We start from the raw sequence: 17,271 nt of genomic DNA, 5'->3' as shown, positions 1-17,271 counted from the left end.
GAGAGGCGTTTGTGCGTGTGCCTCTGCGCCCCGCCGCGCTGAGTGCAAGAAATTGGCCCGTGACCGTGCGGGACCCATCGGTAAAGTCCTATGAGAGTGGGGCTCGACAGCAGGAGCGAGATGGTGACACCAGACGAAACGCGGGAATTCCTCACTGAGATGTTCGGACAGATCGGCGAACGGTTCGACGGCGTGGAACAACGGTTCGACGGCGTGGACAAGCGGTTCGATCGTGTGGACGAACGTATGGACCAAATCGAGCACAAAGTCGATCAGCGATTCGAGGAATTGACAGTCGTCACGAACTCGCTGATCGACGCCGTGGCCGACATCAACAAGCGAATGGGCTGAGCCTCTGCCACGACTCATCGCGCTGGCGCTCGGAGGCGGCGAACGCTTCGTGGCCGAGCTGCAGCGCGCCTGGGATGCCGGCGACGCCGTGATGCCGGTCGACCAGCGGCTCCCGGCTGCAGCCCAAGAGGAACTCGTTGAGCGCATGGGCGCGAGTGTCGTTGTGGATGCCGCCGGTCGTCACCGCCGCCGCGGCGGCTGGGAAGTCGAGGCCGGCGACGCACTCGTGATGGCCACCAGCGGAAGCACCGGTGATCCGAAAGGCGCAGTGCTCACCCACACAGCCATCCAAGCCAACGCGATGGCAACCAGCTCAGCGCTCCAGGTCGACCCGAGCACCGACCGCTGGCTGGCATGCCTGCCGCTTGCCCACGTCGGCGGCCTCGCAGTAGTCGTCCGCGCACTGCTCACCGACACCCCACTCGAGGTCCACGACGGCTTCGACACAGCAGCAGTCGAAGCAGCAGCACGCCAAGGCGCCACGCTCACCTCGCTGGTGCCTACGGCACTCGCGCGCATCGACGCCAAAGCATTTCGGGCAATCCTGCTCGGCGGTTCAGCCATGCCCGCCCAGCGCCCCCCCAACACCGTCGCCACCTACGGGATGACCGAAACGTTCAGCGGCGTGGTCTACGAAGGCTGGCCCCTCGAAGGCGTAGAACTCCGCATCCAAGACAACGAGGTCCAGCTTCGCTGCCCCATGCTGTTGCGCACCTACCGCGACGGAACCGATCCCCGCACCGAAGACGGCTGGTTCCCAACCGGAGACGCCGGCGCCCTCTCCGATGACGGCCAGCTCTCAGTCTTCGGCCGAGCAGACGACATGATCACCACCGGCGCAGAGAAGGTGTGGCCGGTGGCCGTGGAACGCGTGCTTGCCGAGTTGCCAGCAATCTCCGAGGTCGCGGTAGTGGGCCGACCCGACCCCGAATGGGGTCAAGCTGTGACCGCAGTCATTGTCCCCGCCGATCAAGCCCAGCCTCCCGAGCTCGATGCACTGCGCGAGGCAGTCAAAGCCCACCTGCCCGCCTACTGCGCCCCCCACGCTGTCGAATTGGTCGGCGAACTGCCCCGAACCCCCCTGGGCAAGGCCCAACGCTGGCGCATCTGAGATCGGCGGCCCGAGCTGTCACCGACAGCACGTTGTGTGTTGCAACACACAACGTGTCCTTGTCGGGATCATCCCTTCTGGCTGGATCAGGACGGCAACCCGTTCAGCCCGGATGCCACTTCCTCGGCGACCTGCAGATGCCGTCGCGTTCTTGCGCTCTACGTGCCCGCGGCGGGCCGAACGTAGTGCGCACCACGCCGTTCTCCTCGAAGCTCGAGGTGACCCAGGTCGACGAGGGTCGTCAAGTCTGCGAGGGCTTCACGGCGGTCCACCTTGAACAGTTCCCGGTAGTCCGCATTCGAGACATGGCCCTCTGCGTCGAGGAGTCCGCCCATCCGAAGCATGCGAGATCGCAGTCGCGCAACGCGTGTCGAGCGGTCACGGTCGGCGCGACGCAGGTCCGCCGCGCTCGACGACGTCGACTCATCCGCAGTGCCGGCGCCCTCGCCGTCGCTCAGCACGTCGCTGGCGGATGCGGCAGGCGTGTTGCGGAGGCGCACGATATGGCTTGAGCAGTCGGCGTCGATCTCCGGCGGCAGCAGGCCCATGCCGCTCATCTCGCGGAACATCCGGGGGACGCCCTCGCCTTCATCACGCATGATCCCTGCCGCTGCGAGGACGCGCACGAGCACCGGATTGCGGCTCGCATGTGTGGGCACTCCGTTGCGCAGCGCTTCGAGCGTCACCGGAGGCACAAGCCCGCCGGGGCTGTGCACCTCGATCCGGTCGCTGTAGAACCAGACCTCGATGCCGCGCCCGAAATCGTCGTAATCGCGGTGCGCCACGGCATTCACCAGCGCTTCTTGCCAAGCGAACTCGGGATACTCCGGGGTGTCTTCGAAGTACAGCCCGCTCAGGCTCTCCGCACGTCGGATTTGGCCTCGAACCACATCTCGAAGCGACTCGATGAGCGCAGCGATCGGCGAGTCGAGCTGGGCGATCTGGGTGACGTTGCGCTGAGCGCCATGCGAGCGCACTGTTCCGTCCACCCGGAACACGCGGGCATCTGCACGCGGGTGCCAGCGCCAGACGGTGTCGCGCGCAAACATGAGCACTGCGGCGTTGGTGACGCGGACGCCGCTTGGCCCGCCCGGGTGGATCAGCCCGTACCGGAACAGAACCTCGGTCGGTGGCCTGCCGGATTCGGCGACGCGACGGAAGAACCGCTCGGCGAGCCCCATGTCGAAGTCACGACTTGGAGCGGTGGAAATCGCGGCGCGACCACGTGCCTGCTCGACCGGTAGCTGACCTGGACTGACCCGATGTGCTCGGCGGCATACGACATACCGTCGTCTCACGGGGTCTTCTTGACGGCAATCGCCGTGCCGTTACGCTGGCAGTCATGGTCGGCCCCTGCGGCGCAGACGTCACTGCTGGCGGCGATGCGGGCAGCCCAGGCGATAACGACCAGCCGCCGAATGCACTGTGGCGCTATGTCCCCGCGCTGCGCACCGAGGACGACGAGTGGAGGCTGCGACTGGTGCTGCACGACTTCGGGCAGGTGTGGGAGGACACGCCGGTCGAGCAGCGCCGGGCGCTCGTGTGCCGGGCACCAGACAGCGTCGACGAGCGGTGGGATGCATTCCTGGCTGCCTATGTGGAGCATCGTTGCATCGAGGCCGGCATCGAGCCGCCCCCGTGGACGCTGCAGCGCGAACGGCATCTACGGGCGTTCTGGTACGCAGGCGGCTGCCATGACTACGACCGGGTCCGCACGATCGTGACCACACCGATCACGTTCGAGGCTCACGGCATCTGGATCCCGCGCGAGGAACTCACGGTTGTATAGCCGTGGAGCCACTCAGCGCAACCGACATCCGTGACGCATTCGACGACCTCGCCCAGCGGCTCGTCGCCAGAGGCGCAATCGCCCGCATCTACGTTGCCGGTGGAGCGGCGATGGCACTGTTGTACGACGAGCTTCGGCTTACCCGCGACGTGGATGCCTCGATCTCGGCCGGCTACGACGAGGTGATGCGGGCAACGCACGAGATTGCCCGCGAGCGCGGCTGGCCGTCGACATGGATCAACGAACAGGCCACGATGTACATGCCGCCAGAGCGTGATCGACGCGGCGCAATCGCATTCGAGCGCCCGAGCCTGTCAGTTGTTGTCGCATCCGTCGAGCACATGATCGCCATGAAGGCACGCTCGGCACGTCGAACCGATGAGTCCGATCTGCGCCTCTTGCTGGCGCATCAGGGCATCGACTCTGTAGAAGACATCACGGAGATCGTGGCGCGGGTGTTCCCAGGCGAAGAGCTCGCGCTGCGACAGCTGCGCTGGGTCGAGGAGATCGTCAGCTCGCAGAGCTAGGAATTGGCAGATACCCCCCAGCGGGCGTCACATCCTCTGGCAACGCCTCAGCAAATAGCGAAGCAGTGCCGATCCCATGCACGCCGCGCGGATCAACAGCCACGGCAGTGTCACGTGCAACCCGCAGCCCCGCCGGCCCGCAGATGAACGTAGAAACCACCGACCGCACCCCACGCATGGCAGCGCGCCGAGCAAGGTCATAGGTGGCATGCGGACCACCCAGCACAGCAGGCTTCAGCACCGCCACCTCGATAGCGCCCACCTCGACGAGTCGGTCAAGCGCGCCAGGGTCGCGCAGGTGTTCATCGGCAGCAACCCGCAGCCCGACGGTCCGGCTGATCTGCGCCCAGTCCGCCGGCTGAGGTGTCGGTTCTTCGATGAACTCGATGTCGAGATGACCGACAGGGCGGAGGGCCTTCACCGCGGTGGATCGGTCCCACCCCCCGTTGGCGTCCAACCGCAACGCCACGCCGGCGGGCAATGCCCGGCGAACAGCGGCAATGCGCGCCGCCTCGCTCGCTGCGGTAGCCGCCGCCGCGCTGCCGTCCGGATCACGCGCGGCAACCTTCAGCTTCACCGCCAGATGCCCCGCAGCGGCAGCCCGCGAAGCCCGCTGAGCTGCAGCCTCAGGATCCAGATCGGAAACCAGCGCATGGGTCGCGATGCGCCGCTGTGTCGGCACCTCCCCAGCGAGCAGCGTCGCCAGCGTGACCCCCTCGATCTCAGCGTCAAGCTGCGTCAGCGCCGATTCCACCGCGGCAGCAGCGCAAGGTTCACGCGGCGGCTCACCCTCAGGATCGGCAGCCCAGCGCTCCAGAGCAGCTAGCGCCTCGGAATAGGTCTCCACCCCGAACCCCGGCAAAGGCGCCGCCTCACCCCGACCCACACAAGCATCGTCCCCCACCGAAATCTCAATGCCCCGCCGCACGGCGATAGCCCCATGAGCAGTCAGCAAAGGCCGAGCCAACACCAACTCGAACTCCCGCAACGTCGCCTGCACCGCCAAGACGCTATTGCGGCGAAGCTCCAGGAGAACGAGGGGCGAGCGCAGAGCCCATATTCTCAGCGATCAACCAAGGCGAGAGGCAAGCCCAGATGCCGAGCAACCAGGACATCCATTGGGCTGAACTGCGCACCGTGGCCCGCCAAGCGGCGCGCATGGCCTACGCGCCGTACTCGAACTTCTTCGTCGGAGCGGCTGGTCTCACCGACGACGGCCGCATCGTGTCTGGCTGCAATGTCGAGAACGCGTCCTACGGCCTGACGCTGTGCGCGGAATGCGGCATGGTGAGCGACCTGCATCGCAGCGGTGGCGGGCGTCTCGTGGCGGTGGCGGTGACCGGTCCCGACGGCAATCCGATCACTCCCTGCGGCCGTTGCCGGCAGCTGCTGGTGGAGGCCGGCGGCCCGGACTGCATCGTGAACGAGGACACCACCGTCGGTGCGCTACTGCCCGGCGCATTCGAATTTCCCGCTGAGGGGTAGACGCCCACACTCAGTGGGCGGTGAGGTGTCGGTGGATGGCCGTTGCGCAGGCGTCGGGGTCTTCGAGATGGACGGCGTGACCGATACCGTCGAGCACGGCGAGTTCGCTGTGGGGCAGCAGGTCGGCCATCTCGCGGCCGATCGCGACGAACTTGGCGTCCAGCGCCCCGCACAGAACCAGCGTCGGCACCTCGATGCCGTCCAGCCGATCCCACAGGGGCGTCATCGATCCCGTTCCTGCCGCACGCAGAGAGTTCGCCAGGCCGACCGGATTGGATTGCGTGCGCTGTCGGATGGAGGCCTGCCACTCGGCGGCGCTGAGCCGTGCCCGCAGCGTGTCCCACATTGGCAGCGCCACCCAGTCGTTGACGAAGCGCGTGATGCCCCCTGCGTCGATGCGGTCGGCGAGCGTTTCGTCGGCTTCGCGGCGCTGAGCCCGCTCTGGTGCATTGGAGATGCCGGCAGTTGTGCTGATGAGCGTGAGCGATCTGCACGCATCGCGGTGCGCGTCGGCGAGCGCCAGCGCCACGCGGCCGCCCATCGAATAGCCGACCACATGGCACGGCTCGCCACCCATGCCGGCGGCGAGAACGGCGACCGACGCTGCCATGGCTTCGACGCTGTAGGGCGCGAGGTCAGCCGGCGAAGGGCTGCGGCCGTGGCCGACCAAGTCAACCGCGACACACCGGTAGCCATCGAGGCGATCAACCAGCGGCGCCATCGCTGCAGCACTGCCGGTGAATCCGTGGATGACGATGACCGGTTCGCCGTGACCGGCCGACGTGACGGCGAGTCGTGCCAGCGAGTGTCCGCTCATGGCAGCACGCCAGGTGCCGTGCAGTCACCTGCGAGCCTGGCAGCGGCGCCGCGGTGCTGAGACTTCGGTGTTGGTGTCACCGCGCAGCTGGCTGGCTGCCGGTGACCGCCGCTTCGACCTCTTCGGCCAGGCGACGGTGCTGGGCACGATTGGCGTCGGCGTCGATGTCGATCGTGACGATGCGAACGCCGCGCCCTGGTTCGTGGGATGCCAGCAGTGATCCGAGCTGGTCGCAACTGGTGACGTGGTGGTGCTCGAAACCCATGGCCTCCGCGAGCCCGCGGGCCAGTTCGGCACTGCTGTGGTTCGGCGGCGTGGTGAGCACCCGGTCGAAGGCGTCGGGATCGACGACGCCGTAGGCCGGTAGGAACGAGAAGATGGTGCCGCCGCCATTGTCAACAACCACCACGGTGAGGTCGACGTCATCTAGTCCTGAGTCGAACGCGCCGACGAGTCCGCCCAGATCGTGGCGGAACGCCAAATCGCCGACCAGCGCGGTCGTGGGCCTGCCCGTCGCCGCGACGCCGGTCGCTGCAGAGATCACACCGTCAATGCCGCTAGCACCCCGGTTGGCATGCACCGCCAAAGGCTCAGCGCGGGCTCGCAAGTACGAATCGACATCGCGCACAGGCATCGAGTTCGACACAAACAGCGCACAACCCTCCGGAAGGCTGCGCCCAAGTTGCCGAGCCACGGCCGCCTCCAACAACGGCTCACCATCCAGCACGCCATCGATGGCAGCAGCAGCCCGCGCATCACCAGACGCCCAGCGCTGCCCCCACGCGGTGCCCACAGGGCTCAGCTGCGCTGCGGCGTCGCCAAGCGCGTCAGGCCCCATCGACAGGTGCAGCGAAACACTAAAGCTCGCATCAGTCCAGCCACCCGCCGGATCCACCAGCGCAAAGGCAGGCCGATGGCGCTCGATCCAAAGCCGCAACGGCTTGCAAGTAGGAGCCCCACCAACACGCAGCACAGCCTCAGGTGGCTCAGCATCGGCCCAAGCCGTACGCAACAGCAAATCGTGATGGTCAGTAACAACAACCCCACCCAACTCACGTCGAAGCTGCGAGCAAGGCTCAGCCAACAGCGGCCACCCAGTAGCCCGGCAGAAATCCGCCACCGCCTCCACCCACCGATCCCCGTCATGCATCGGCCCCGCCACCACCACCCCACGAGCCAGCCCACGAGCAAACGCCACCAGCTCAGCCACGTCCCCAGCAGACACACCGAAGCCAGTCCCAGGGACAGCCGCACGAATAGGGAGGGGAGGGGCAGGGGTCTGCGACGTTGCGACCTGCCGGATCGCGGGAGCAGAGCACTGCCCCTCCCCTCCCGAAACCCAGGGCGAAGAACCAACCCCAACTGGCTCCAAAGGCCCTAAAGGCTCCAAAGGCTCCAAAGGCTCACGAAAAGGCACATTCAAATGCACCGGCCCAGGATTCATCCCCGAAGCCAGCGCCCCAGCCCGAGCAGCCGCAACACCAAACCACCGCACCGCGTCAGCGACCGAAAGCTCCGAAGCCACCGGCGTCTCACAGAACCAGCGCACATGACTGCCGTACAGCGAGTGCTGATCGATGGTCTGCCCAGCGCCCCAACCCCGCAACTCAGGCGGCCGGTCAGCAGTCAGCACCACCAGCGGCACGCCGGAATAGTGCGCCTCGACCACCGCCGGCAGATAGTTGGCCGCTGCAGTGCCCGACGTGCACACCAGCACCACCGGCCGCCCTGAACCCTTCGCCAGCCCGAGCGCGAAGTAGCCGGCGGATCGTTCGTCGATCCGCACCCAGGTACGCAAACCGGCGGTGGCGTCCACGGTGAGCGCCAGCGGCATCGAACGCGAACCAGGCGACACCACAGCGTCGGTGACGCCGGCTGCAACTAGCCCCTCGCACAGCGAATGGCAGGCCAGGTAGGCGGCGTCGTTGTCGGCAATTTGCATGCTGGCGCTCACTCGTCTGCGAGTGCGTGCAGGAGCGCTTCGAGCTTGGTGGCGGTCTCGGCCAGCTCCGCGGGAGGATCTGCGCCCGCCACGACGCCGCCGCCCGCGAACAACCGGGTCTCCGACGGACCGGTCAGCGCGCAGCGCAGTGCGACACGGAACTCGCCGTGGCCCTCCAGCGTCGTCCAGCCGACCGGTGCCGCGTACCAGCCGCGGTCGAAGTATTCGTGCTGCTCGATCCAGTCGCGGGCGACGCGCCGTGGCAGCCCGGCGACCGCCGCCGTCGGGTGCAGCGCGCCAGCGAGCTCCAGCACGGTCGAGCTTGCCGTGACACGCCCGGTGATCGGCGTGTGCAGATGCATGATGCGTCGCAGTTCCATGACCCCGGTGGGCGAGGGAGGATCCAGAGCCACACCGCGCCCGCGCAGCGTGTCGCGTACATCGGTGACAACCATCGCGTGCTCGGTCAGCTCCTTCGGGTCGCGTTGCAGTTCGGCTGCGCGTTCCCGGTTGCGTGCTGGGTCAGCGTGGCGAGGCCGCGAGCCGGCCAGCGCGTCGGTTCCCAGCCGTATGCCGTCGAAGCGCACCAGCCGTTCAGGCGTTGCGCCGAAGAACGTCTGCGACCCGCGACCGAAGGCAAACGTCACGCACGACGGGTATCGGTTCCGAAGCCGGTCGAGCACGGCAATGGGCTCGATCTGCGAGGCGATATGCAGCTCGCGGGCCGTCACGACCTTGTCGAGTCCGCCTTCGTCGATCCTGTCTAGGGCGTGCTGCACGAGCGCTTGGTAGCTGTCGTCGTTCATGTAGCTCGTGCCGAGCAGCGCAAGCGCCGTTGCGTTCGGATCGCTCTCGGGAAACTCCTCCAGCTCAGAGTCCGCGCCAATGCACGCCGCCCGAGCCACGGTTTCGCCATTCGGCTCAGCCTCCAAGCCGCAGACACCGCTGCCGTCTGCCGCCCCGCAGGTCGCGCACGCTCTTCCGAATCCAGAACGAGCCGCAGCCATGATCGAGCTCAGGTCCGCGCCCGGCACTGACGTCAGCCAGGCCCCGCCGTCGCTGCGCACCAAGAGCACTTCGGGCAGCGACAGCTGACCCGTGCCATATGCCTCCCACGCTGAGCCCGCTTCGGGCGGTTCCGCACTGAACGAGAACCCGCCGACGAGCAGCGGCCCAGTCGGGTGGCCGACGTCACCGGTCACCGTGACATCGAGGTAGCTCATCGCCTCGGCGATCGAGCCGAAGCGGTCGGCGCCAGCCGGGGCAGTGGCGTCGAAGGCGCTGCCGAGCGCGCAGAACTCCAGGTCTCCGTCGGGACATGCCCAGTACAACCGTTGGTGCGCGTCGGAAGCTGCGAACACCGCCAGTGGGTCCAGCTCACCGGATAACTCACGGCATTCCAGCGTCAGGGCGCGTCGGGCGCGCAATTGCGCTGATGGGCCAGGCACGCTCGGTGCTGGGACTGCCGTCACCGCCGCACGCCCAGCCGGGTCATCGGTGATGTCGCCGGCCAGGATGCGTTCGGTCGCTCGTTCCACCAGCGACTCGCGGAAGTGCTGTGCCACCAGATCGGTGACCAACGGGATCAATCGTGCCGCCAGGTCCGCCCGTTGCACGGCGGGCCGCTCTGCGAAGCGTTCGGCGAACAGTTCGACGGCGTCCGCAGCGACAGCTTCCATGTTGGATGCGTGCCGCAGCGCGAGGCCGACGAGATCGTCGAGCGGTATCTCGGCGGCCAGCAGCTCGGTGGCAGCGTTCAGCATCGTGAGCGCTCCGGAGCTGTACAGCACGTTGTCGCCAGCGGTGTCGCCAGCCGCCGCCTCGCCGACGTTGCTCACCGAGGGGTGCAGCGGCCGCACCAGGCCGGTGTCGGTCGCGAGCCGCACGAGTTCGGGATCCAGCCCGGATTGCCGCACCAGCTCGTCGAAGGTCAGCGTGTCGTCGTGGCGTGCGCCCAGCGCCCCCAGCATCGGGTCGTCGTGGCCGTCGCCGAGCTGTCGAATCTGCGCGAGCGAGAATCCCGCCGCTGACAGGCGCCGGATCTCGCCGAGCCGCCGCTCGTGGCCGTGGTCGTATTGCGCCACCCGCCCCTCGCGCACCGGTGGGTGCAGGAGCCCGATCTTCTGGTAGTAGCGCACCGTGTCGACGCTCACCGAGTGGGCCGATGCCAGCTCTTCGACTCGCACCGCCTCAGCGTAGGCCCATTGTGGGAGTGATGACTCCAAGAGTCGGCGCTTCGCCGCCCCGGTTGCGTCCAAAAGCGACCGGTGGGGCGGTGGCTAGGGTGGCTCGATGGCTGAACGCGTGCGCCTGCGTGCCGACGACTGGGTCGCGGCCGCGCTGGACGTGCTTGTTTCGGACGGCATCAGCGCCGTCAAGGTCTTGCCGCTGTCCAAGAAGCTCGGCGTCACGCGGGGCAGCTTCTACTGGCACTTCGAGAACCACGAGGCCCTGCTCAACCGTCTCCTGGAAGTGTGGGAAGACACCAACTCGGGTTCGATCATCGCAGCGGCGACGCTCGAGGGCAGCATCGTCGACCGCTATGTCGCGTTGATGCGGTGCTGGATGGGCTTCGAACGCTTCGACCCGCACCTCGAAGTAGCGGTGCGCAATTGGGGGCGCAGCAACCCAGAGTTGTGGCAGAAGCTCAGGGCGACCGATCAGCGACGGGTGGATGCGTGCGTGGAAATGCTTGCTTCGCAGGTCAGCGACCCGGAAATGAGATTGCACCGGGCGCGCACCATCTATTTCCTGCAGATGGGCTGGTACGAGTTGGAGGTCGATGTGCCGATGGATGACCGCATCGAAGCGTCGACGCATTACTTCGAGATCTATGTGGGCCGTGCGCCCACCGATGGCGAGCGAGCGGAAATCCTTGCCGGACTGCGCGCCTGACACTTCGCCATGAGCTCGGCCATTGCGCGGCCGGCATCGCGTTCACATTGACGTGATCCGAACAGGACCGTACGGTTCGAAACGGTGAGCAGCCACGTGAACCCAAGTCTGATCGGCATGGACTGGCAGTCCCAGAGCGACGATGGCGCGTCGAGGGCGTAGGCGGCAAGCCGCCACCACCGCTGCGCCAGCGCCGCTGTCCCAAGCACGCAACACCTTTCCGCCGATCGAGCTCATCAGCGCCGACGAAGTCGAACGCATCCACACCGCATCGCTGCGGGTGCTGTGCGAGATCGGCATGAACTTCCTGCTGCCTGAAGCGGTGCAGATCCTGTGCGCGGCGGGCGCGAGCTCCGACGACGGCGTGCGCGTGAAGTTCCCTCCCGAGATGGTCACCGAGCAGGTCGCACTCGCACCATCGCAGTTCACGCTGCATGCCCGCGACCCGGCCAACAGCGTCGTCTTCGGCGACGACTGGGTGGTGTTCGGCATGGTCGGCAGCCCGCCGAATGTGTCCGATCTCGACCGCGGTCGGGTCACTGGAAACTACGTCGACTTCTGCAACATGCTGCGGTTGCAGCAATCGCTCGACGCTGCAGACACCTGCACCGGCCATTCCGTCGAGCCGATCGATCTCGATGTGCGCACACGCCATCTGGACGCCGTGTCGGCCATGTACACGCTGTCGACCAAGCCTGGGTTCTGCTACTCGCTGGGACGCACACGCGTCAGCGATGCCATCGAGATCGCCCGCATCGCTCGCGGCATCGACCACGACACGCTCCTGCGCGAACCGTCCATCCACACGGTGGTGAACGCGAACTCGCCGCTCGTGTACGACAAGCCGATGCTGGAAGGCGCCATCGAGCTTGCCCGTCACGGCCAGCCGGTGGTGTACACGCCGTTCACCCTCGCGGGAGCGATGGCGCCCGTCACCATCGCTGGCGCTCTCACCTTGCAGAACGCTGAGGCACTGGCAGGCATCACGCTGTCGCAGCTGGTGAACCCTGGCGTCCCCGTCGTATACGGCAGCTTCACTTCCAATGTCGACATGCGATCGGGAGCGCCGGCGTTCGGCACGCCCGAGTACGCGAAGGCCACCATCATCAGCGGCCAGTTGGCCCGCCGCTACGGCCTGCCGTTGCGGGCGTCGAACGCGAACGCTTCCAATGCTCCCGACGTCCAGGCTGCCTACGAGTCGCAGATGTCGCTGTGGGCGTGCGTCGTCGGCGGCATCAACTACGTGCTGCACGGTCTGGGCTGGATCGAGGGCGGGCTGTGCGCCTCGTACGAGAAGGTGATCATTGACGCCGAGATGATCCAGATGATCCGGGCGATGCTGCAGCCAACGGTGATCGACGACGCGTCGCTGGCGGTCGACGCCATTGCCGAAGTCGGGCCTGCCAACCACTTCTTCGGCGCTGCCCACACGCTGGAGCGCTACGACACGGCGTTCTACGAGCCGATGCTGTCGGATTGGCGCAACTTCGAGACGTGGCAGGAAGACGGCTCGCTCGACGCCACCCAGCGAGCGAACGGAATCTGGAAGCAGCTCTTGGCCGACTACGAAGAGCCGCCGATGGACGACGCCATCCGCGCCGAGCTCACCGACTTCGTAGAGCGTCGCCGAGCAGAAGGCGGCGTCGAGCCCCTCTAGCCGCGGAGGCAACGCGCAGATTCGATAGCTGCGGAGGCGCCGAACAGAATCGATAGCTGCGGAGGCGGCAGGAGACTCTGCGACGTTGCGACCTGCTGGATCGCGGGAGCAGAGGGTCCTGCCGCCACCGCAGCGGTCGCGATCTAGTTGATCAGCTTCTCCATGCCTTCCCAATAGGGCGCACGGAGCTTGAACTTCTGGAGCTTGCCGGTGGCGGTGCGGGCGAGCTCGGGGCGGAAGTCGACGCTGGTGGGGCACTTGAAGTGCGCCATCCGCTCGCGGCAGAAGTCGATGAGCTCCCGCTCGGTTGGCTCACCGTCGACAACCACGAGGGCCTTGATGGTCTCGCCCCACTTCTCGTCGGGCACGCCGATCACCGCAACCTCGGTGACTGCCGGATGACTGAACAGCACGTCCTCCACCTCGATGGAGGACACGTTCTCGCCGCCGGAGATGATCACGTCCTTCTTGCGGTCGGAGATGGTGACATGGTGCTCATCGTCCATCGTGCCGCCGTCGCCGGTGTGGAACCAGCCGTCGACGATGGCCTCAGCGGTTGCCTCGGGCTGCTCCCAGTAGCCCTCGAGCACCACGTTGGCCCGCGCCAGGATCTCGCCTTGGCTGTCGATGTCGATCTTGACGCCTACCGCAGGCGCCCCGGCCCGGCTCAGTTTGCGGGCCTTGTCGTCGGGCTCGAAGTCGTCCCATTCGGGCCGGCAGCGATTCATGGTCAGCAGCGGGGCGGTCTCGGTGAGGCCGTAGATCTGGATGAACTCCCAGCCCAGCTCGGTCTCCATCCGGGCGATGGTGCGCGTTGGGGGCGGAGCGCCTGCCACCACCATGCGCACCCGGCCGCTGCCGGGAATGGGGCCTTCCCACTCGGCCGCAGCGTCGAGCACGGCGGATACCACGGCGGGCGCGCCGCACATGAGCGTCACGCCGTGCTGGTCAATGCGTCGCAGAATCTCGGGGCCGCGCACCTCGCGTTGCACCACGTGTTTGCCACCCATGCCGGTCACGGCGTAAGGCATGCCCCAACCGTTGCAGTGGAACATCGGCAGCGTGTGCAGGTACACGTCGCGGTCGCTGACGCCCGAGTGCCAACCGAACGTGGTCGCGTTCACCCACAGCGCCCGATGGGTCTGCTGCACGCCCTTGGGGCGGGCGGTAGTGCCGGAGGTGTAGTTGATGGTGGCGGTGACGTCCTCGTCGGGGGTCCACGGGGCAGGCTCGACGCCCTGCGCGTACATCTGGTCGTCGGCGTCGGTGCCCATCACCACGAAGTGCTCGACGTCGATGTCCTTGCAGGTGTCCTCCATGGAGGGGTCCACCAGCAGCATCGTGGCACCGCAGTGATCGATGATGTAGCTGATCTCGTCGTGGCTGAGCCGGAAGTTGATCGGCACGAAGATGCGTCCGTAGCCCGACACGCCATAGAACGACGTCATCAACCGGCCAGCGTTCTGGGACACCATTGCGACCCGCTCGCCGTGGCCGATGCCGAGCTGGTCCAGCTTGGCGGCTTGGGCCCGCACCAGTTCGCCGAACCGGGCGTAGGTGATCTCCCCGAGCCCGCCGCCGGGTGCCTCGGGCTCGTCGGCCAGCGCCACCCGCTCGGGGTAGACGTTTTCGGCCCGGTACAGGAAGTCGGAAACAGTAAACGGAACCTTCATGTCGTCCCCTCAGTGTCGTGTGTCGCCGTGGACCATGTTCGTCTGTTGGTTCAGTCGCCCGGCGGCCGGAGGTTGCCCCGGCGGCTCGGCCGCGCCAACTCTAGGGCGGCCTGTGGCGGCGATGCCCTGGACTGCTGGCTCCTAAGGTCGCGCTCATGGAGGGATCGCCAGGAGCACCGCCCCCGGCCGGCCAGTTCGATGTTCACCTGATTGACGGCACCTACGAGTTGTTCCGTCACTTCTTCGCGGTGCCCAGCCGCAAGGCGCCCGACGGCTGTGAGATCGGGGCGTTGCGAGGCGTGCTGGGCAACATGGTGATGCTGCTGGAGGCTGGCGCAACGCACATCGCCGTGGCCACCGATCATGTCGTGGAGTCGTTCCGCAATGATCTGTGGCCGGGCTACAAGGACGGCTCAGGCATCGACCCCGACCTGTTGTCCCAGTTCCATCCCACCGAGGAGGCTCTGCGGCTGCTGGGCGTCGCTGTGTGGCCGATGATCGAGTTCGAAGCCGATGACGCCATGGCAGCCGGCGCGGCGCTGGCTGATGACGACGAGCAAGTCCGGCAGGTGTTCATCTGCACGCCCGACAAGGACTTGGGCCAGTGCGTGGGCGGCAAGGTCGTCCAGTGGGACCGCCGGGCCGACGAGATCATTGACGCGGCCGGCGTCGAGGCCAAGTTCGGCGTCAGGCCCCCCTCGATTCCCGACTATCTAGGCCTCGTCGGCGACAGCGCTGACGGCTTTCCAGGCCTGAAGGGCTGGGGCGCCAAGTCAACATCAGTGATGCTGTCGCACTACGGCCACATCGAGGCGATTCCCGACTCGCACGAAGACTGGGCGCCCAAGGTCCGCGGCGCTGCCGGCCTCGCTGCAACGCTCGTTGCCGAACTAGATCTCGCCTTGCTGTTCCGCCGCATAGCCACGGTGCGCACCGATGCACCCGTGTCTGACAGCGTCGATGAGCTGGTATGGCACGGCCCGCACAGCGGCTTTGAAGCCCTCTGCAATCAGATCGGCGCAGAGAACTTGTTCGACCGGGTGATGAATCTGGCGGCCTACCGCGCCGACGCCTAGTTCAGACGAACTTCCCCGAGGCCTGGTCCAAGCGGAAGACTGATTCGGGCGAAGACGGATTCAGGCCGGCTGGTTCAGCTCGATCATGTTGCCGGCGGGGTCGAAGAAGAACGTCTGGCGGGCGGTCGTGCCCGGCAGCGGCACCGGGTCCTTGACCCTCACGCCAGCGTCTCGCAGCTCCGCCACGGTGGCGTCGATGTCGGCCACCTTGAAGGCCCAGTGCTGGCCCTTGGGCGGCACCCAGTCGGTCACCTCGATGAGATGCACCTCGCCGCCGCCAGGGGTCTGCAGCCATCGCCCGTTGAAGCCGAAGTCAGGCCGGTCGAGCTGCTTCATGCCCAACACCTCGGTGTAGAACGGCGCCGCAGCGTCCACATCAGCGCAGTTGATCGATACGTGATGCACAGGCCCCAGTTCCATGCCCGCAGCTTACGACGTGAGCCCAGCAGGCACCGATGTCACAGCTTCTGGGCACAGTTGCCCTAGATGGGGAGGCGGCAGGAGACTCCGCGACGTTGCGACCAGCCGGATCGCTGGAGCAGAGGGTCCTGCCGCCTCCCCAGCGGTCGCGTCCTCAACATGTCTTCTTGCGTTCTCGCCGACCACGACAGTCGCTCGTTTCCCGTGGAACTGCCGGCGCGATGTGCCAGACGTCGCCCTCGCTCCTGCGGGCCACATGAATAGCATGAAAATGCTACGTTTGTGGCATGAGGCGTCGAGTAAGCACTACAGTCGATGAAGACCTTCTCGCCCACGCTCGTGGGCTGCAAGCCTGGGACAGCGATGCAGCGATGATGGACGCCGCGCTCGAGGCCCTCGCCAAACGTCACCGCAAGGCTGAGATTGATGCGCAGTACGAGGTCTACGACCGCATTCCGCTCAGCGCACCCGATAAGTGGGGTGACTTGGAATCATTCCTGGCGGCCGACCTTCATCAGGCACAGCGCCCTGGGGAAACCGACACCGACGAAGTACGGCCGTGAATGCGACTCGTCCACGGTGGGGTGAGGTCTGGTGGTGTGAAGCGCCGGACATCGGGCGCCGTCCAGTCGTCGTGTTGCTGCGCGATTCCGCCTTGGATCGCCTGACGAACGCGGTAGTGGCGCCATGCACGACAACGATCCGAGGCTTGTCGAGCGAGGTTGTGCTTGAACCCGGTGACGATCCCGTATCGGAACTCTCGGCCGTCAACCTCGACTCCGTGCGCATCACGTCTCAGGCTTCGATGGTGGAGCGCTTGGGTCGTCTGAGCGACGAGCGGATGCGGCAGATCTGCACCGCAATGGAATTCGCGTTCTCCTGCGATTGAACACGCCCAATTCCGGGAGTGACAAGGCGGCGCGGTCAGCGGATGATCTTGACTCCGAGCCGATCCCACAGCTCGCCAAAGTTCGTCCTCAGGTAGTTCTCCGCTGCGCTGATTCTTTGATAGTCACAGAGGGCGCCGAGCATGAGCACCTCGAATGCCGGAGCCTCCCGCCATTCCACATCTTCTCTGTAACCCGTCACCGCAGCTGCCCCCAGCACCCAGCCAGCGCACAGCGGACTGCTAGAGAACGCGATGATCGGCTGTGACATCATGGCCGCGGCAGTGCATCTCACCGCAGCGCGCCTGTCGGGTGAGCACCCCGAGATCGACTACCGCCGGACCAAGACGTGGCTGATGCGCTCATACGGCAAGCACCGAAGCGGACAACAAGTCAACGCGCGATTCCTGTGGGACGGGACGCCTGAGATATGCGACGCGACGCGGCTGCACATCAACCGAGACTGGCAGTTGAACTCTCAGCCGACGACCGTTCTCGGGCCGCTCGACACCGTTCGGCTGCAAAGGGGCAGCGAGCCATCCGTCCACGGCGCCAAGAAGACAAAGCCGGCCTGACGCTGCCGCCGCCTGCGCGCCTGGCGTGCCCCACAACGGCCGGCGTTCATCATCATGGTTGAATGC

The 17,271-nt window shown here is 66.5% G+C and carries 18 protein-coding genes and 1 pseudogene; 11 read left to right on the top strand and 8 right to left on the bottom strand.

Going from position 1 to position 17,271, the window contains the following annotated elements:
• Positions 1 to 123: 123 nt before the first annotated feature.
• The gene (locus tag ACOOF5_RS05805) at positions 124 to 351 is read left to right on the top strand and encodes a hypothetical protein (RefSeq protein ID WP_420437520.1); all 228 of its coding nucleotides are present in this window, start codon (positions 124 to 126) and stop codon (positions 349 to 351) included.
• Between the two features lie 49 nt (positions 352 to 400).
• Positions 401 to 1,462, top strand: coding sequence for a class I adenylate-forming enzyme family protein (locus tag ACOOF5_RS05800; protein WP_420437518.1), 1,062 nt, complete (start codon positions 401 to 403; stop codon positions 1,460 to 1,462).
• Between the two features lie 158 nt (positions 1,463 to 1,620).
• On the opposite strand, the gene ACOOF5_RS05795 is transcribed toward ACOOF5_RS05800, so the two are convergent.
• Positions 1,621 to 2,643 (bottom strand): ATP-binding protein, encoded by a 1,023-nt coding sequence (locus tag ACOOF5_RS05795; RefSeq protein WP_420437516.1) that lies wholly within the window; start codon positions 2,641 to 2,643, stop codon positions 1,621 to 1,623.
• Between the two features lie 161 nt (positions 2,644 to 2,804).
• Here ACOOF5_RS05795 and ACOOF5_RS05790 point away from each other — a divergent pair, with 161 nt between their 5' ends.
• Both ACOOF5_RS05790 and ACOOF5_RS05785 read left to right on the top strand, forming a co-directional pair.
• Entirely contained in the window at positions 2,805 to 3,251 is a 447-nt protein-coding gene (locus ACOOF5_RS05790) for a hypothetical protein (RefSeq protein ID WP_420437514.1), read from the top strand.
• Between the two features lie 2 nt (positions 3,252 to 3,253).
• Entirely contained in the window at positions 3,254 to 3,778 is a 525-nt protein-coding gene (locus ACOOF5_RS05785; protein ID WP_420437512.1) for a DUF6036 family nucleotidyltransferase, read from the top strand.
• On the opposite strand, the gene menC is transcribed toward ACOOF5_RS05785, so the two are convergent.
• The gene (gene menC / locus ACOOF5_RS05780) at positions 3,762 to 4,778 is read right to left on the bottom strand and encodes an o-succinylbenzoate synthase (protein ID WP_420437510.1); all 1,017 of its coding nucleotides are present in this window, start codon (positions 4,776 to 4,778) and stop codon (positions 3,762 to 3,764) included. The genes ACOOF5_RS05785 and menC overlap by 17 nt on opposite strands.
• A gap of 95 nt (positions 4,779 to 4,873) precedes the next feature.
• On the opposite strand from menC, the gene ACOOF5_RS05775 reads away from it, so the two are divergent.
• Entirely contained in the window at positions 4,874 to 5,263 is a 390-nt protein-coding gene (locus ACOOF5_RS05775; protein WP_420437508.1) for a cytidine deaminase, read from the top strand.
• 10 nt (positions 5,264 to 5,273) lie between these two features.
• Here ACOOF5_RS05775 and menH read toward each other — a convergent pair whose 3' ends face one another.
• From menH to ACOOF5_RS05760, 3 genes and pseudogenes are all read right to left on the bottom strand, one after another.
• The gene (gene menH / locus ACOOF5_RS05770; RefSeq protein WP_420437506.1) at positions 5,274 to 6,080 is read right to left on the bottom strand and encodes a 2-succinyl-6-hydroxy-2,4-cyclohexadiene-1-carboxylate synthase; all 807 of its coding nucleotides are present in this window, start codon (positions 6,078 to 6,080) and stop codon (positions 5,274 to 5,276) included.
• Between the two features lie 574 nt (positions 6,081 to 6,654).
• Positions 6,655 to 8,022, bottom strand: a pseudogene (gene menD / locus ACOOF5_RS05765) (2-succinyl-5-enolpyruvyl-6-hydroxy-3-cyclohexene-1-carboxylic-acid synthase); the annotation flags it as partial.
• Between the two features lie 8 nt (positions 8,023 to 8,030).
• A complete protein-coding gene (locus tag ACOOF5_RS05760; protein WP_420437504.1) occupies positions 8,031 to 10,208 on the bottom strand; it encodes an isochorismate synthase in 2,178 nt (725 codons plus the stop codon).
• A 106-nt stretch (positions 10,209 to 10,314) separates the two neighbouring features.
• Here ACOOF5_RS05760 and ACOOF5_RS05755 point away from each other — a divergent pair, with 106 nt between their 5' ends.
• Both ACOOF5_RS05755 and ACOOF5_RS05750 read left to right on the top strand, forming a co-directional pair.
• Positions 10,315 to 10,917 carry a TetR/AcrR family transcriptional regulator gene (locus ACOOF5_RS05755; RefSeq protein ID WP_420437502.1) on the top strand — a complete coding sequence of 201 codons (603 nt, stop codon included), beginning with the start codon at positions 10,315 to 10,317 and terminating at the stop codon, positions 10,915 to 10,917.
• Between the two features lie 142 nt (positions 10,918 to 11,059).
• Positions 11,060 to 12,574, top strand: a complete 1,515-nt coding sequence (locus ACOOF5_RS05750; RefSeq protein ID WP_420437500.1) for a trimethylamine methyltransferase family protein — start codon at positions 11,060 to 11,062, stop codon at positions 12,572 to 12,574.
• 143 nt (positions 12,575 to 12,717) lie between these two features.
• Here ACOOF5_RS05750 and ACOOF5_RS05745 read toward each other — a convergent pair whose 3' ends face one another.
• Complete coding sequence (locus tag ACOOF5_RS05745; protein ID WP_420437498.1) at positions 12,718 to 14,247, bottom strand: AMP-binding protein; 1,530 nt, start codon at positions 14,245 to 14,247, stop codon at positions 12,718 to 12,720.
• 155 nt (positions 14,248 to 14,402) lie between these two features.
• Between ACOOF5_RS05745 and ACOOF5_RS05740 the strand changes: the two genes are divergently transcribed.
• Entirely contained in the window at positions 14,403 to 15,323 is a 921-nt protein-coding gene (locus ACOOF5_RS05740) for a 5'-3' exonuclease (protein WP_420437496.1), read from the top strand.
• A 60-nt stretch (positions 15,324 to 15,383) separates the two neighbouring features.
• On the opposite strand, the gene ACOOF5_RS05735 is transcribed toward ACOOF5_RS05740, so the two are convergent.
• Positions 15,384 to 15,743: a VOC family protein gene (locus ACOOF5_RS05735; protein WP_420437494.1), complete on the bottom strand. Its 360-nt coding sequence runs from the start codon at positions 15,741 to 15,743 to the stop codon at positions 15,384 to 15,386.
• 287 nt (positions 15,744 to 16,030) lie between these two features.
• Between ACOOF5_RS05735 and ACOOF5_RS05730 the strand changes: the two genes are divergently transcribed.
• Positions 16,031 to 16,306 carry a DUF2191 domain-containing protein gene (locus tag ACOOF5_RS05730; RefSeq protein ID WP_420437492.1) on the top strand — a complete coding sequence of 92 codons (276 nt, stop codon included), beginning with the start codon at positions 16,031 to 16,033 and terminating at the stop codon, positions 16,304 to 16,306.
• A complete protein-coding gene (locus ACOOF5_RS05725; RefSeq protein ID WP_419837187.1) occupies positions 16,303 to 16,632 on the top strand; it encodes a type II toxin-antitoxin system PemK/MazF family toxin in 330 nt (109 codons plus the stop codon). The genes ACOOF5_RS05730 and ACOOF5_RS05725 overlap by 4 nt, the downstream gene beginning before the upstream one ends.
• A 35-nt stretch (positions 16,633 to 16,667) precedes the next feature.
• On the opposite strand, the gene ACOOF5_RS05720 is transcribed toward ACOOF5_RS05725, so the two are convergent.
• On the bottom strand, positions 16,668 to 16,904 hold the full coding sequence (locus ACOOF5_RS05720; protein ID WP_420437490.1) for a hypothetical protein: 237 nt from the start codon (positions 16,902 to 16,904) through the stop codon (positions 16,668 to 16,670).
• Here ACOOF5_RS05720 and ACOOF5_RS05715 point away from each other — a divergent pair.
• On the top strand, positions 16,903 to 17,205 hold the full coding sequence (locus ACOOF5_RS05715; protein WP_420437488.1) for a hypothetical protein: 303 nt from the start codon (positions 16,903 to 16,905) through the stop codon (positions 17,203 to 17,205). The two genes, ACOOF5_RS05720 and ACOOF5_RS05715, sit on opposite strands and share 2 nt — an antisense overlap.
• Positions 17,206 to 17,271 lie beyond the last annotated feature (66 nt).

It is taken from the genome of Candidatus Poriferisodalis sp., assembly GCF_965214215.1.
Classification (GTDB): domain Bacteria; phylum Actinomycetota; class Acidimicrobiia; order Acidimicrobiales; family Poriferisodalaceae; genus Poriferisodalis.
This window is presented reverse-complemented; position numbering and strand designations above follow the sequence as displayed.